The 16,122-nt window shown below is 44.4% G+C and carries 12 protein-coding genes; all 12 read right to left on the bottom strand.

From position 1 onward, the window contains the following. Positions 1 to 480: a 23S rRNA (pseudouridine(1915)-N(3))-methyltransferase RlmH gene (gene rlmH / locus ACTNBR_RS05695; RefSeq protein WP_427819812.1), complete on the bottom strand. Its 480-nt coding sequence runs from the start codon at positions 478 to 480 to the stop codon at positions 1 to 3. Positions 481 to 568: 88 nt separating this feature from the next. Continuing rightward, the gene (gene carB, locus ACTNBR_RS05690; protein ID WP_427819811.1) at positions 569 to 3,793 is read right to left on the bottom strand and encodes a carbamoyl-phosphate synthase large subunit; all 3,225 of its coding nucleotides are present in this window, start codon (positions 3,791 to 3,793) and stop codon (positions 569 to 571) included. Between the two features lie 187 nt (positions 3,794 to 3,980). Further along, positions 3,981 to 5,162, bottom strand: a complete 1,182-nt coding sequence (locus ACTNBR_RS05685; RefSeq protein WP_427806517.1) for an iron-containing alcohol dehydrogenase — start codon at positions 5,160 to 5,162, stop codon at positions 3,981 to 3,983. A 118-nt stretch (positions 5,163 to 5,280) separates the two neighbouring features. Continuing rightward, complete coding sequence (locus tag ACTNBR_RS05680) at positions 5,281 to 5,940, bottom strand: HAD family hydrolase (protein ID WP_427819810.1); 660 nt, start codon at positions 5,938 to 5,940, stop codon at positions 5,281 to 5,283. Beyond that, positions 5,930 to 6,649, bottom strand: a complete 720-nt coding sequence (locus tag ACTNBR_RS05675) for a DNA alkylation repair protein (protein ID WP_441016996.1) — start codon at positions 6,647 to 6,649, stop codon at positions 5,930 to 5,932. Before ACTNBR_RS05675 ends, ACTNBR_RS05680 begins: the two co-directional genes overlap by 11 nt. 74 nt (positions 6,650 to 6,723) lie before the next feature. Continuing rightward, positions 6,724 to 8,109 carry an NADPH-dependent glutamate synthase gene (gene gltA, locus ACTNBR_RS05670; RefSeq protein ID WP_427806514.1) on the bottom strand — a complete coding sequence of 462 codons (1,386 nt, stop codon included), beginning with the start codon at positions 8,107 to 8,109 and terminating at the stop codon, positions 6,724 to 6,726. Continuing rightward, complete coding sequence (locus ACTNBR_RS05665) at positions 8,109 to 8,996, bottom strand: sulfide/dihydroorotate dehydrogenase-like FAD/NAD-binding protein (protein WP_427806513.1); 888 nt, start codon at positions 8,994 to 8,996, stop codon at positions 8,109 to 8,111. The genes gltA and ACTNBR_RS05665 overlap by 1 nt, the downstream gene beginning before the upstream one ends. A 76-nt stretch (positions 8,997 to 9,072) precedes the next feature. Further along, entirely contained in the window at positions 9,073 to 10,320 is a 1,248-nt protein-coding gene (locus ACTNBR_RS05660; RefSeq protein WP_427806512.1) for an FN3 associated domain-containing protein, read from the bottom strand. 24 nt (positions 10,321 to 10,344) lie between these two features. Further along, positions 10,345 to 13,005 (bottom strand): DNA translocase FtsK 4TM domain-containing protein, encoded by a 2,661-nt coding sequence (locus ACTNBR_RS05655; protein ID WP_427806511.1) that lies wholly within the window; start codon positions 13,003 to 13,005, stop codon positions 10,345 to 10,347. A 109-nt stretch (positions 13,006 to 13,114) separates the two neighbouring features. Then, positions 13,115 to 13,759: a ClpP family protease gene (locus ACTNBR_RS05650; RefSeq protein WP_427806612.1), complete on the bottom strand. Its 645-nt coding sequence runs from the start codon at positions 13,757 to 13,759 to the stop codon at positions 13,115 to 13,117. Positions 13,760 to 14,057: 298 nt separating this feature from the next. Then, positions 14,058 to 15,338 carry an O-acetylhomoserine aminocarboxypropyltransferase/cysteine synthase family protein gene (locus tag ACTNBR_RS05645; RefSeq protein WP_427806510.1) on the bottom strand — a complete coding sequence of 427 codons (1,281 nt, stop codon included), beginning with the start codon at positions 15,336 to 15,338 and terminating at the stop codon, positions 14,058 to 14,060. 11 nt (positions 15,339 to 15,349) lie between these two features. Next, complete coding sequence (locus tag ACTNBR_RS05640) at positions 15,350 to 16,111, bottom strand: CFI-box-CTERM domain-containing protein (protein ID WP_427806509.1); 762 nt, start codon at positions 16,109 to 16,111, stop codon at positions 15,350 to 15,352. Positions 16,112 to 16,122 lie beyond the last annotated feature (11 nt).

Here is a 16,122-nt window from a genome sequence, read left to right as displayed (position 1 = left end):
TTATTTATGATACGGCTCCCCCGAAATAATCCTGTAGCTCCGGTAAATCTGCTCCAGCAGAATCACCCTCATCAATTGATGCGGAAACGTCATTTTCGAAAAACTAAGCGCAAAATCCGACCGTTTTATCACATCTTCCCCGAGTCCGATCGACCCGCCGATAATAAACATAATATGACTGACTCCGCGTATTCCCAGAGTATCGATCTTCTCTGCCAATTCCTCAGAAGTCATCATTTTCCCTTTAATTTCTAGCGTAATCACAAATGCATCATCTTTGACATATTTCAGAAGTCTTTCTCCTTCTTTATCCCGTATTACATTTTCTACAACTTCACTTGCATTATCCGGAGTTTTTTCATCTGCCACTTCGATGATTTCCAGCTTGCAATATTTACTCAGCCGTTTTGAATATTCTGCGATTGCGTCTTTCAAGTATTTTTCTTTTATTTTACCTACTGTAAGTAACGTAATTTTCATATTTTACCATCCTTTTTCATATAGTCCGGAACTAATTATAGCAGAAAAAAGGTATCAGTAAAACTACCGATACCTTTATACTATCTATTTATTTATCATGAATCATACAGTGAAGTTCCTGAAGGGATCTGACTTCTCCGCATCCCTGCTTCTTCATGGATTTGATTCCGCTTACGGTTGCCTTTGCTGCCGCAATTGTCGTCATGTACGGTACTTTCTTCTTGATTGCCGCTTTTCGCAGGTAGCTGTCATCCCAGATCCGGTCTTTTCCGATCGGGGTATTCACGATCAGATCGATCTTTCCGTTTGTGATCAGATCCAGCATGTTCGGTCTTCCTTCCTGCAGCTTGTTGATCATCTCCGCCTCGATTCCGTTTTCGCGAAGAAGTTCGCAGGTGTGTCTGGAAGCGATGATCTTGAAGCCGGTTTCTGTAAATTCACGTGCCAAATCGACAACTTCCGGTTTGTCCTTATCATTTACGGAGATCAGTACAGTGCCTTCCAGAGGAAGTCTGGTCTGGGTAGCTTCCTGTGCTTTGAAGAAGGCTTCTCCGTAAAATCTGGAGAGTCCGAGCACTTCTCCGGTAGACCGCATTTCAGGTCCGAGTACCGGGTCAACTTCCTGGAACATATTGAACGGGAATACGGCTTCTTTGACTCCGTAATACGGAATGTTCTGCTCTTTCAGTGCCGGTACCGGTGACGGTCTTCCGGTCAGTTCGGATGTCACGATATCGATGGCCAGCGGCACCATACGGATGTTGCATACTTTGGATACGAGCGGTACCGTACGGGATGCGCGAGGATTTGCTTCGAGCACATATACTTTGCCGTTCTCGATCGCATACTGCATATTCATAAGGCCGCGGACACCCATTTCTTCTGCGATCCTTCTGGTGTATTCCTTGATCGTCTGTACATTTTCTTCGGAAATGTATTTAGATGGAACGATACATGCAGAATCACCGGAGTGTACACCTGCAAGTTCGATGTGCTCCATAACTGCCGGAACAAATGCATGGGTTCCATCGCTGATTGCATCGGCTTCGCATTCGGTTGCATGTCCGAGAAAACGGTCGATCAGGATCGGTCTGTCCGGTGTCACACCGACTGCAGCCTGCATATATTCTACCATACTTTCTGCGTCATAAACGACTTCCATTCCACGTCCGCCGAGTACGTAGGAAGGACGTACCATTACCGGATAACCGATTTCTTCAGCAATAGCGAGTGCTTCGTCTACCGTAACCGCCATTCCGGACTCCGGCATCGGGATCTCAAGCTTCTCCATCATTGCACGGAACAAATCCCGGTCTTCTGCCATATCGATTACAGACGGAGCAGTTCCGAGAATCTTCACACCATTTTTCTCCAGGTCCGCAGCCAGGTTCAGCGGTGTCTGGCCTCCGAACTGTGCGATTACACCGACCGGTTTCTCTTTTTTGTAAATGCTGAGTACATCTTCCAGTGTAAGCGGCTCAAAATACAGTTTGTCAGAGGTATCATAATCCGTAGAAACAGTTTCCGGATTACAGTTGACAATGATCGTCTCAAATCCAAGCTTCTTCAGTGCAAGGGACGCATGTACACAGCAATAATCAAACTCAATTCCTTGTCCGATGCGGTTCGGTCCGCCGCCGAGGATCATGATCTTCGGCTTGTCATTATTTACCGGATTCTTATCTTCGGCATTGTAGGTGGAGTAGTAATATGCGCTGTCCTTGGTACCGCTTACATGAACGCCCTCCCATGCCTCTTCCACGCCGAGACTGATTCGCTTGTTCCGGATGTCTTCTTCCGGAACTTCCAGAATCTGGCTCAGATATTTATCGGAAAATCCATCTTTCTTTGCCGTGATCAGCGCTTCATCAGAAGGAAGCTGGCCTTTATTCTGCATCAAAGCCTCTTCCTCTTCCACGAGTTCCTTCATCTGCTCTATAAAATAATGTTTTACTTTCGTAATTTCATGAATTTCTTCTACTGTTGCACCTTTCCGGAGTGCCTCATACATCACAAAATGCCTTTCACTGGACGGAGTGATCAGAAGTCTCAGGAGTTCTTCTTTTGACTTGCTGTCGAAGTCTTTCGCATGCCCCAGTCCGTAGCGCCCTGTTTCCAGGCTTCGGATTGCTTTCTGGAACGCTTCTTTGTAAGTCTTACCGATACTCATGACTTCACCGACGGCGCGCATCTGGGTGCCCAGTTTATCTTCCACACCTTTGAATTTTTCAAATGCCCAGCGTGCGAATTTGATCACGACATAATCGCCGTCCGGTACGTATTTATCCAATGTGCCGTATTTTCCGCAAGGAATGTCTTTCAGCGTGAGGCCGGTTGCCAGCATTGCTGAAACAAGAGCGATCGGAAATCCGGTTGCTTTGGAAGCAAGCGCGGAAGAACGGGATGTTCTCGGGTTGATCTCAATGATAATGTCACGATCGGTCTTCGGATCATGTGCCCACTGCACGTTGGTTCCACCGATGACCTGGATGGATTCCACGATTTTATAGGACTTCTCCTGAAGACGTTTCTGAACTTCTTCGGAAATCGTAAGCATCGGTGCGGAACAGAATGAATCACCTGTATGGATACCCAGCGGGTCTATATTTTCTATAAAACATACGGTGATCATGTTATTCTCAGAGTCACGCACCACTTCCAGCTCTAATTCTTCCCAGCCGAGGATCGATTCTTCGACCAGCACCTGTCCTACAAGACTCGCCTGAAGGCCACGAGCACAGACCGTTTTCAATTCCTCTACATTGTATACAAGTCCGCCGCCGGAGCCGCCCATCGTATAAGCCGGACGAAGGACCACCGGATAACCAAGTTTATCAGCAATCGCAAGTGCTTCATCAACCGAATAGGCAACCTCACTTCTTGCCATCTCGATTCCAAGGCCTTCCATTGTCTTCTTGAACTCGATACGGTCTTCCCCACGTTCTATTGCGTCTACCTGTACACCGATTACTTTTACATTATATTTATCAAGTATTCCTTTCTGTGAAAGCTCGGAACAAAGATTCAGTCCGGACTGTCCTCCAAGATTTGGGAGCAGTGCATCCGGTCTTTCCTTCGCAATGATCTGTTCCAGCCGTTCCACATTCAGCGGTTCAATATACGTAACATCCGCAATCTCCGGATCTGTCATAATTGTAGCCGGATTTGAATTAACAAGTACAATCTCATACCCCAGATTTCTGAGTGCCTTACATGCCTGTGTGCCTGAATAGTCAAACTCACACGCCTGTCCGATGATGATCGGCCCTGAACCGATGATCAGTACTTTATGGATGTCTTCCCTCTTTGACATACTCGTTTCCTCCTATATGTATCATTTTATTTTTGCCCAATCATATTATACATGAAACCATATAGGCTGGCAATGTAAAATCTTCAGTTGTTGCATAACGATAACAATATGTTCCAAGACAGAAAGAGAGATACAGATCTCTTTAAAACTGTACCTCTCTTTTATATGTTTCAATCGCAATGTTCAATTAGAAATCTACTTCTGTTCCGTAGTATGTACATGTCAGAAGTTTTTCCATTGCTTCCGGATCGATCGCTCTTGGGTTGGATCCTGTGCAGGCATCTCCAACTGCAAGCTCGGCAATCTTAGCAACTTTTTCTTTGAATTCTTCTTCATTGATTCCGAATTCTTTCAGAGTCTTCGGGATATTCAGTTTGACGTTAAATGCATCGATCTTTTCACATAAGCTGTTAATCAGAGCTTTTTCAGAGGTTCCCGGAAGTCCCATTCTGCGTGCTATTTCTGCATAGCGTCCTGCCGCGACTTTGTCATGTGCATTGTATTTGATTACATACGGCAGATAAATTGCATTTGCACATCCGTGTGGAATATGTCCTGTTGAGAATGCAGCACCTGTCTTATGTGCCATAGAATGTACGATACCAAGTAAAGCATTGGAAAATGCCATACCTGCAAGGCACTGTGCATAATGCATCTGTTCTCTGGCATCCATATCACAGTTGTAAGAAGCCGGAAGATAATCAAACACCATTTCAATTGCCTGAAGCGCAAGTGGGTCTGTAAAAGGTCCGTTCAATGTAGATACATAGGCTTCGATAGCATGGGTAAGTGCATCCATTCCTGTGTAAGCAACCTGTTTAACAGGAAGTTTTTCAACAAGTTCCGGATCAACGATTGCAACGTCCGGTGTAATATTGAAGTCAGCAAGCGGATATTTCACGCCTGTCTGATAGTTGGTAATTACAGAGAATGCTGTTACTTCTGTAGCAGTTCCGGATGTTGTCGGGATAGCACAGAATTTTGCTTTCTGTCTTAATTCCGGGAAATTAAACGGAATGCAAAGCTCTTCAAATGTCGTATCCGGATATTCATAGAATGCCCACATTGCTTTTGCAGCATCGATCGGAGAACCTCCGCCCATGGATACGATCCAGTCCGGCTCGAATTCGCGCATAACTTCTGCGCCTTTCATAACGGTTTCTACAGACGGATCCGGCTCCACACCCTCAAACAGTCTGACTTCCATGCCTGCTTCTTTTAAATAACTTACAGCTTTATCAAGGAAGCCCTGGCGTTTCATAGAACCTCCGCCTACTACAAGGATGGCTTTTTTCCCTTTTAAGTTCTTCAGTTCTGCCAGGCAGCCCTTTCCATGGTATACATCTCTTGGTAAAGTAAATCTGCTCATTATTAGCATCTCCTTTTCTTTGTTAATATTTTAACCATATTATATATCTGTTAAATATTTAACGCAATAAGAATAACTAAAATAATTGTACTAAATTCAATACAAAATTGGTAGGAATTTATGCGTTCAAGATGATTTCTGCTACTTCTGCAGTTGTCTTGGCAATATAGTCCGCTCCGGCTTCTTCCAGTTCTTTCCGGTCACCGTACCCGTATAAGACCCCCATACAGGATAATCCGTTTTCTTTTGCTCCTAGGACATCGTGCTCCCGGTCTCCGACCATAAGTACCTGATGCTTTTCTTCTTCCGTGATTTCTAACGTATTCAGCGCATATCGGATCACATCAGCTTTCCGGATACGCGCCTCATCCATGGTTGCGCCACACACGCAGGCATAATCCCCGGTAAATCCGAAATGCTCTGCAATTCTTCTCGCAAACGGTTCCGGTTTCGAAGTTGCCACTGCCAATATGAGTCCTTGTTCCTTCAATCTTTTTATACTCTCATCAAATCCGTCATATACAGAATTTTCAAAGATACCTTTTTCTGTATAATATTCTCGATAATACCTGACAGCTTTCGCGGCATCTTCTTCACTCATTCCATAGTATTTCATCATCGAATCGGTGAGTGGCGGACCGATAAATCTTTTTAATTTTTCTCTGTCTTTTTCCTCATACCCCATTTTCTCCAACGCATACGCCACCGAATTCATGATTCCAGGACCGGATTCTGTAATCGTCCCGTCCAGATCAAATAAAATATATTTAAACTTCATTCTTTTCCTCTTTCCTGCTCGGTACTTTCAATTTCTTTAATTCTTCTTTTTCCTCTTGAGAAACCCGGTAGGATTCTCTTATTTTCTGGATTGCTTTATTCTGTGTAAATGTATCCAGATGGTTGTGCTCCAGAAATGCTCTGGTTTTTTCGGGGAATTTCACATAGCACATGGAAATCGCCCAGGCAACTGCCATTTTTACATAATATCCTTCATGTTGAATCTTATCAAAGATTTTCAACAAACGATCTATGTATTCCTCATTTATAAAATAATCCATAAGCCCAACAACACCGAAACGGATGCTGAACTCGGTACCCTCCTCGACTTTCTGCCGCAGATAAGAATACCATATTTCTGGTTTTTTCTGCATGAATTTGTAAGTGCTCATGCAGCTGTCACAGACGGCCCAGTTGTCGATCTCGGGTACAAACCGGTTCAGATACTGCATTCTTTCTTCATCATCCATCTTTGCGTACCCGATAATCATACCACGGATCATCACTTCCTCGTAGGTGTCAGGGCAATACTTCTCTAAATAATTTCTCCAATCCTCTTTAGCGGCACTTCTTGCAATTTTACGCAGCTCGGGAATGCGTACTCCCATAATATTTTCTGTTCCCGGCACCAGTCCCGAATAAAATTCCCTGTACTTTGGATCTGCTTTTTCAAGAAGTTCCGATTTTATTCTTTCCGATAAATTGTCCATTATACTCACCTTGTAAAAAATGAGCCTCTCTTTTGAAGAGAGACTCATTTGATCACGATTATGAATCATTCAGATTATTTGTTTGAAAGGAATTCGTGAATACCTTTTGCTCCTGCTTTACCAGCACCCATTGCAAGGATAACAGTTGCTGCACCTGTAACAGCATCACCGCCGGCATAAACACCTTCTTTGGAGGTCTTTCCGGTTTCTTCATCTGCTACGATACATTTCCACTTGTTAACTTCCAGACCTTCTGTTGTAGAAGAAATCAACGGGTTCGGAGAAGTACCAAGTGACATGATAACTGTGTCAACATCGATCACAAATTCAGAACCTTCTACAGCTACCGGGCGTCTTCTTCCGGATGCATCCGGCTCACCAAGTTCCATACGTACACACTTGATTCCTTTTACCCATCCGTCTTCTTCAAGGATCTCTACCGGATTAGTAAGAAGATCAAACTGAACACCTTCTTCTTTTGCATGATGTACTTCTTCTACTCGTGCCGGAAGTTCTTCTTCAGAACGACGGTAAACGATATGTACTTCTGCGCCAAGACGAAGTGCTGTTCTTGCAGCATCCATTGCTACGTTACCACCACCGACTACAGCAACTTTCTTTCCTGCTACAATCGGAGTATCGTAAGAATCATCAAACGCCTTCATAAGGTTACTTCTTGTCAGGTACTCATTTGCTGAGAACACGCCGTTCGCGTTTTCTCCTGGAATACCCATGAATTTCGGAAGACCTGCTCCTGAACCGATGAATACTGCTTCAAATCCTTCATCTTCGATTAACTGATCGATCGTTGTAGATTTGCCGATTACAACGTTGGATTCGAATTTAACACCGAGCTCTTTCACTTTATCGATTTCTTTAGCAACAACTTTCTGTTTCGGAAGACGGAATTCCGGAATACCATATACCAGTACACCGCCCAGTTCATGAAGTGCTTCAAATACAGTTACATCGTAACCTAATTTAGCAAGGTCGCCGGCACAGGTAAGACCTGCTGGACCGGAGCCGATTACAGCTACTTTGTGTCCGTTCTTGACTTCTGCTCCAACCGGTTTGATATCATGTTCCAGCGCATAGTCAGCTACGAAACGCTCCAGTTTACCGATTGAGATCGGCTCACCTTTGATACCGCGGATACATTTACCTTCACACTGTGATTCCTGAGGACATACACGTCCGCAAACAGCCGGAAGTGCGGAAGACTGTCCGATAATCTTATAAGCTTCCTCAATATTGCCTTCTTTTACTTCGTGAATGAATCCAGGAATATTGATTCCTACCGGACATCCCTTTACACACTGTGCATTCTTACAGTTGATACAACGGGAAGCTTCTGCTGTAGCTTCTTCCTGATTATATCCATAACATACTTCTTCAAAATTTGTTGCACGTACCTTCGGATCCTGTTCTCTTACAGGTACTTTCTTTAATACGTCTGCCATTATTCGTCACCTCCGCAATGACCGCATCCACCGTGATGTGTGTCACCTTCCTGTAATTTTAACAATGCTCTGCCTTCTTCAGTCTTGTACATCTGCTGTCTCTTCATTGCTTCGTCAAAGTTTACAAGATGTCCGTCAAATTCCGGTCCGTCTACGCATGCGAACTTGATCTCATCACCAACATGCAGACGACATGCGCCGCACATTCCTGTACCGTCTACCATGATCGGATTCATACTTACAATGGTAGGAATCTCCAGTTTCTTGGTAAGCAGGCAGACAAATTTCATCATGATCATCGGTCCGATTGCTACACAAACGTCATACTTATTGCCTTCTTCGATCAGTTTTTCGATCTTGGTTGTTACCATTCCGGCATGTCCGTATGTTCCGTCATCTGTACATGGATAATAATTTCCGGCAACGGCTTCCATTTCTTTCTCAAGAATCAGCATGTCCTTTGTCTTTGCTCCGACAATAACATCTACATCGATTCCGTGTGCTTTCATCCACTTAACCTGCGGATAAACAGGTGCAGCACCTACACCACCGGCAACAAATAAGATTTTCTTATTCTTCAGGCTTTCCAGATCTTCTTTTACAAATTCTGATGGACATCCAAGCGGACCTGTGAAATCTCTGAAATAATCCCCTTCTTTTAATGATGCCATCTTCTCTGTAGAAGCGCCAACTGACTGGAATACAATCGTGATGGTTCCTGCTTCTCTGTCGTAATCGCAAATCGTAAGCGGAATTCTTTCCCCTTTGTCATCCATCTTAACGATTACAAACTGCCCCGGTTCACAATGCTTTGCAACACGAGGAGCTTCAACATCCATAAGATAAATCTTATCAGCTAATTTTTCAGCTTTTGTTATCTTGTACATTGCTTATGCCTCCTAATTGTTTTACTCTCTTTATGATAAATTATAAACAATTAAATATCAAGTACTTCTTCTACTTTTATTCTGATAAAATCAACTCATATTTTCGAATCGTGACATCGCTGATCCGTCCTTTTTTATTTACAAGCACTGCTTTAAAGGTAATACTTCCCTCAGGCATCGTGATCGGACCTGTATACTTCACCGTAGTGGAAGACGATGGATCCGGATCACTTCCATCCGTCGTATAATAACCTTCATAGTTTTCAGGTACCACGATTTCAATGCTTTGCACGGTATCATACGATCCCGTTGACGGCGTCACAGACGGCGCATCTTCAATCGGAAACTCGATCGTGTAGGTCTTCCTGGCAACCAGACTGGGAATTCCTTTTTCGTTTACGGAAATTGCTCTGATCTCCGTTACTCCTTCGTCAAGCCGAATCGGTTCCGTATACTTCAGACTATTCTGAGTCGGATCGGTTCCATCGGTCGTATAGTAGATGGCCGTTCCTGTGCCGGTAAGTTCCAATGCCTGAATTTCTTCATATTCTTTCATCTCATCCAGACTGTATTCCGGTTCTTCCGAAATATAATCACTACATGCTGAGAGAACCTGTTCACTTGTACACTGATCAAGAAGAACGGACACCTTCATCTTCTGATCCGTATCTATGTAGAATTGAATCGCTTTTTGATAAATTTCCGTGTTCGAAGGCTGTTCTTTGATTGCATTCAGAAAAACCTTTTCTCCGCTTTCTGTATCATTCTGTGCCAGATAGACCTTCGCAAGTCCTTCATAGGCCTCACCACGCTTCTCATTTTTAGAAACAGCCTTTTCAAAGCAAAGAAGTGCCTCCTTGTATTTGCCGTTTTCCAACATCCGGTAGCCTTTATTCACTTTACCGGTATAAGAATTCAAATATACAATTACACCGACGATCAAAGCCAGGATAACCCCGGAAAATAAAATGATTCGTTTTCGGATTTTCTTTTTCTTTGCAATCTGTTTCTTTCGTTCTATTCTCTTCTTTCGATCTCTGAGTTCTTCCGGAGTCAAATTACCGCTACGACCTTTTCCCGTATTTCTGCGAGGATTGGCTTTCCCGCTGCTTACCTGACCGGCTGAAGTTCTCTCCGAGGTACTCCTTCTTCCGTCCCTTGCGTGTCCTACCGGATCAAATGATTCCGTTACAGCACCTTTTACCTGAGCTGCGAGTACGTCATCAAGCGGATTATAGTCAGGCACGATTTGTATTTCCCGGCCGCATCGGGGACAGATCAGACGATCGTCCGGGATTTGCGCTCCACAGTTCATACATTTCATTGTCTTTCGTCTCCTTCCGTTTTTCTAAACGTATTCTTCTATATATTGTTCAAATTCTTCCATCGACATCAGCACTTTTCTTGGTTTTGTTCCTTCTTCCTCGCCTACAACCCCAGCTTCTGCAAGCTGATCCATAATTCGTGCTGCACGGTTAAATCCAATCTTGAATACTCTTTGAAGCATGCCGATCGATGCTTTATCTTTCTCAATAATAAATTTGCCTGCTTCCACGAAATAAACATCCCGGTCATCCGCTCCTCCGGATGCCTGAGCAGCCGACGGATTCAGATTAACGTGGTTCTGGATATCTTCGTTGTAAGTGATCTTGCCACTGTTTTCTTTCAGATACTCGACAACATTCTGTACTTCTTTGTCAGAAACAAATGCTCCCTGAACACGCACAGGTTTCTGATATCCTGCCGGATAGAAAAGCATATCACCTTTTCCGAGAAGTTTCTCTGCCCCGTTCATGTCAATAATCGTTCTGGAATCGACCCCCGATGAGACGGAAAATGCGATTCTTGACGGCATATTTGCTTTGATCAGACCGGTAATGACATTAACCGATGGTCTCTGTGTCGCAAGTACCAGATGGATTCCGGCTGCACGTGCAAGCTGGGCAAGACGGCAGATCGATTCTTCCACATCTCCCGGTGCAACCATCATGAGATCTGCAAGCTCATCTACGATAATCACGATCTGCGGCATCTTCTGCGGCTTATCAGGATCGTCAATATCTTTGATATTTTCTACTCTGTCATTGAAACCTTTGATATCTCTTACATTGTATTCAGCAAAAAGCTGATACCGCTTATTCATTTCTGCAACCGCCCAATTCAGCGCACCTGCCGCTTTCTTGGGATCCGTTACAACCGGGATCAGAAGATGCGGAATCCCGTTATAGACACTTAGTTCTACTACTTTCGGGTCTACCATAATCAGTTTTACTTCATCCGGTTTTGCTTTATAAAGAATACTCATGATCAATGTATTGATACAGACGGATTTTCCGGAACCGGTTGCTCCTGCTACAAGAAGATGCGGCATTTTCGCAATATCAGACACAACAACCTTTCCGGCAATGTCCCGACCTGTAGCAAATGCAATTTTTGATTTATTCTTTTTAAACTCATCAGACTCCAGCAGATCACGCAGCATGACTGTAGAATTTTCCTTATTCGGAACTTCGATTCCAACCGCCGCTTTTCCCGGGATCGGTGCTTCTATTCGGATATCGGCAGCAGCAAGATTCAGCTTGATATCATCGGCCAAGCCAACGATTTTACTGACTTTCACGCCCATTTCCGGCTGCAGTTCATATCTGGTAACAGAAGGTCCACAGCTGATGTTCGTAATTGTAACATTGACCCCGAATGTCTGGAGTGTCTTCTGAAGCTTCATGGCAGTCTCTCTAAGATGCTTATCGGAATCCCCGCCGCTTCCTGATCCCTTCTTAAGAAGAGAAATGGGTGGGAAGCTGTACTCTTTCGGCATCTGTGTCTGTGATATGATTTGTTCCACATCCGCTGTTTCTTTCGAGACATCTGCCTTCATTTTTGATGAATTGCGTTTATTCTGAGGAACATCCGCCGTATGATCCTGAGCTGTGATTCTTTCTGAAACAGTCTCCGGCTGTGTTTTCCCGGATGCTGCCTTTGCTTCTTCCATCGCATCTTTCAGGAAATCCGGGACATGCTCAGCCGGATTTACAGACGGTTCCGGTTCGGGCTCCGGTTTCAACTCTACTGCAGAAAGCGGCATTGCACGGTTAATTACAACATCGTCAAGTGCAATCTGACCAGTCTGCTCCATGATATGCTTCGCTGCTGCCTCTTCCGCCCCTGCAATCACCGTGTTAACATCTTGTTTCGAACGCTTTGTTGCTTTCACTCTCGATGTGCGTTTTTTCTGTTCTTTCTTATCGGTTTCCGATTCGGTTTTCGGCTCTTCCAGCTTCCTGTCCAGTGTGGTATTAAACGACACACCGGAGACTTGGTGATCCATCCGCTTCTGTTCCCTTTCCTGTTCGCGAATCTGCTCCTTCTGCATCTTCTTCTCGATAGATTCTTCTCTGTGACGCTGCATATCTTCACGCGCGCGGTCATAAGCCTTCTCGCTTCCCTTTCTCACTCCGCGTAAAACAGAGCGTTCTGTGATCAACACAATGCAGATGATCATCAGAATCACTACGACAACATATGTACCGGCCACTCCGATCGCAGGCACCATCAGATCTGCAATACCTTCACCAATCAGTCCGCCTCTGTCATTCAGAAGCTGGAGAAGCACACACAACAGAATTGTAAGTACGGCGGCGGCCGATATTTTTATATATGCAACCGAATTTCCTCTATTAGAAACCACAAAAGCAACTCCGCAAAATAACAGGATCGGAAATACATACGCCATCCATCCGATATATTTCTGCATCACTCCAGCGATCTTCGCTCCGACAAATCCTGCCAGCCCGAAATTACTGATTACAAGGAGAATACTCACTGCCAATGTCACCCAAATCAGAATCTCTCCTGCAATAAAACTGTTCTGAGAGGCAGCTGCAGCTGTTTTTGTCTTTTTTGCTCCCCCGGTATTCCCTGTTTTCTTTTTTGTCTGACTTCTCCCCTTCGATTTAGAAGAGGTGGAAGTCCTTGACGTTTTTTTCTTTCCCTCTGTTTTTGAAGCCATAAAACTTCCCCCTTATCAAATATACCCCTTTTATCTTTGCCGGTTTAATAATCGGCTGATTTTATACATACTATACTATTATAGCATTAGCCGCCGTTCGTGTCATTACTTAATTTTCATCAGACTTTTTTTGTTTTTCCCGGATCATTTCATGCAATTTTTTCAAAGCCTGACTGATTCCGCCTACTTCATCAATGAGACCTTCTCTCACGGCCTGCTCTCCGTCGAGCATCGTACCTACATCTTTTACCAATTGTGTCGGATCCAGCATCAGTTCTTCAATGCGTTCCTGACTCATCTTTGAGTGGGCAGCCAGAAATCCGGTAATCCGATCCTGCGTCTTCTCCATATTTCGAAGGCTCTGCATGACACCGATAAACATACCGCTGGTTCTGACTGGATGAATGATCATGGTGCCACTCGGAACAATGAAAGAATAATCCGCCGAAACCGCCAGTGGCCCTCCAATAGAATGACAGCCGCCAAGTACCAGCGAAACGGTCGGTTTACTGAGGGAAGCTATCATTTCTGCAATGGCTAATCCTGCCTCCACATCACCTCCGAGTGTATTAAGAAGGATCAGTACTCCGTCAACTTCCTCACTATTTTCGATCTGGGCCAGCTTAGGTAGAAGATGTTCATATTTGGTTGCCTTCGTATTTCCGGACACCGCTTCATGTCCTTCAACTTCTCCTATCACCGTCAGAAGTTCAATCCGGTGTGCATGACCTTCTTCAAGCGGAAGTGTTCCCATTTCCCGGATATGAATGTCTTCCTCCGATAGATTTTCCGGTTCTTTCTTGTCATTTGCCTCTGTCTCACTCATGTTGGATCGCTTACGTATCTGATATTCTTTCACATCACTGTCTTCCATTATTGCTCCCTCTCTTTCTATACACATTTCATTCAGAACACGGTTCTCTGCAAATAAAAGTATGCACAGGGGAAGGAAATACTATACTCAAAAATGGTTCGCGGGATCATTTTTCTCATCTGCATGGCAACAAAAAGGGAGACTGCTTTTTCACAATCTCCCTAAATCATTTTATTAACTATACTGCTTCCAGTGCCTGTTTCAGGTCATCAATAATATCGTCAATATTTTCAATGCCCACACTGAAACGGATCAGATCCGGCTGTACTCCTGCTTCCAGAAGTTCTTTATCATTCATCTGACGATGTGTATGGCTTGCCGGATGAAGAACACAGCTTCTCGCATCTGCGACATGAGTCACAATCGCAATCATCTTAAGACTGTCCATCATCTTCACAGCTGCATCGCGACCACCTTTCAGACCGAATGTAATGACACCGCAAGTACCGTTTGGCATATATTTCTTGGCAAGATCATAATATTTATCACCTTCCATAGATGGGCAGTTCACCCATGCAACTTTTTCCTGGCTCTTCAGGAACTCAGCAGCCTTCAGCGCATTTTCGCAATGTCTGGGCATACGAAGATGCAGTGTCTCCAGGCCGATATTGAGAAGAAACGCATTCTGCGGTGACTGGATAGATCCAAGATCTCGCATCATCTGGGAAGTCGCTTTTGTAATGTATGCTCCTTTACCGAAACGCTCCGTATAAACCAGCCCATGATATGTCTCATCCGGAGTGGTAAGTCCCGGGAACTTATCCGCATATTTTGTCCAGTCAAAGTTACCGCTGTCAACGATCGCACCGCCGACACAGGATGCATGACCATCCATATATTTGGTGGTGGAATGTGTAACAATATCCGCGCCCCATTCAAACGGGCGGCAGTTGATCGGTGTTGCAAATGTATTATCAACGATCAGCGGGACTCCATGTGCATGTGCTGCTTTGGCAAATTTTTCAATATCCAGTACAGTAAGTGCCGGATTGGCAATCGTCTCACCGACAACAGCTTTCGTGTTCTCCCGGAAAGCTGCATCAAGTTCTTCCGGTGTGCAGTCCGGATCAACGAAAGTTGCCTGGATGCCCATCTTGCGGATGGTATGTGCATAAAGATTGTATGTACCGCCATATACGGCAGAAGAACAGATAATATGATCTCCTGCTTCCGCAATATTCATGATTGCGTAGAAATTTGCCGCCTGTCCGGATGACGTCAGCATCGCTGCATATCCGCCCTCCATATCACAGATCTTTGCTGCGACAGCATCATTGGTTGGATTCTGCAGCCTTGTGTAGAAATATCCGGAAGCTTCCAGATCAAACAATTTTCCCATCTGATCGCTGTCGTCATATTTAAATGTTGTACTTTGATAAATCGGCAGAACACGCGGTTCGCCGTTCTTCGGTGTATATCCTGATTGAATACACTTCGTCTCAATTCTGTAATCGCTCATGTTGAGTCCCCCTAAGAATATAAATATTTTGTCTTCAGAGTGCGTACCATATCGATGTACACTTCCTTACACTCTGCCGGTTTTCCATCCTCTATCAGCCTGACACATGGTTCAAGATACTGTTTCCAGATTTCCAGATAAACCTCTCCCGCATCTGTGCTGCGTCCAAGCCTCTTAACAATAGTCGGCGCTATATCATAGTATTCTCGAATGATCTGCATACCACCTTCGGAATTTGCCAGATATCCGTCACGGTAATTTCTCAGTGTTTCCAGTTCATAACAATGATCCGGCTTGCCGAGGCCCTCACAGACTGCAGTGGTTATATAGCACATCCGTGCTTTGAATCCGCCCTCAATATCTTCATATGATGATTTGCCAAGATCCATCTCCAGCCCGTTATCGTTCCACAAAACAATCATACGGTCTACGACTTTCTCACACACAGGTGTCCTGCCGTAACGCATCATCGGGATAATGAAAGACACCATTCCCATATTGTAATTCATCAGAATTTGTTCTTTCTTACGTTTGGATCCGGCTTTTTCCAGAATCTGATGCATGGCATCGGGAATCACGGATGCTACCTCTTCCACCGCCTCATCCGGATTATCAGCTTCTGCACACTCCCGTTCGATTGCATCAAAAAGGGGCTTAAATTCCTCATATTTGCTCTGGAACAAATCAGAATATGTACGTTTGTTAAATTCCTTCGCAAGAGGAACAGCCAGTTCGAACAATCTCTCCAGTTCTTCCTTTGTGTTATGAGTCATATCTGATTCCT

The organism is Bariatricus sp. HCP28S3_F11 (assembly GCF_052065395.1).
Lineage (GTDB): Bacteria > Bacillota > Clostridia > Lachnospirales > Lachnospiraceae > Allocoprococcus.
This window is presented reverse-complemented; position numbering and strand designations above follow the sequence as displayed.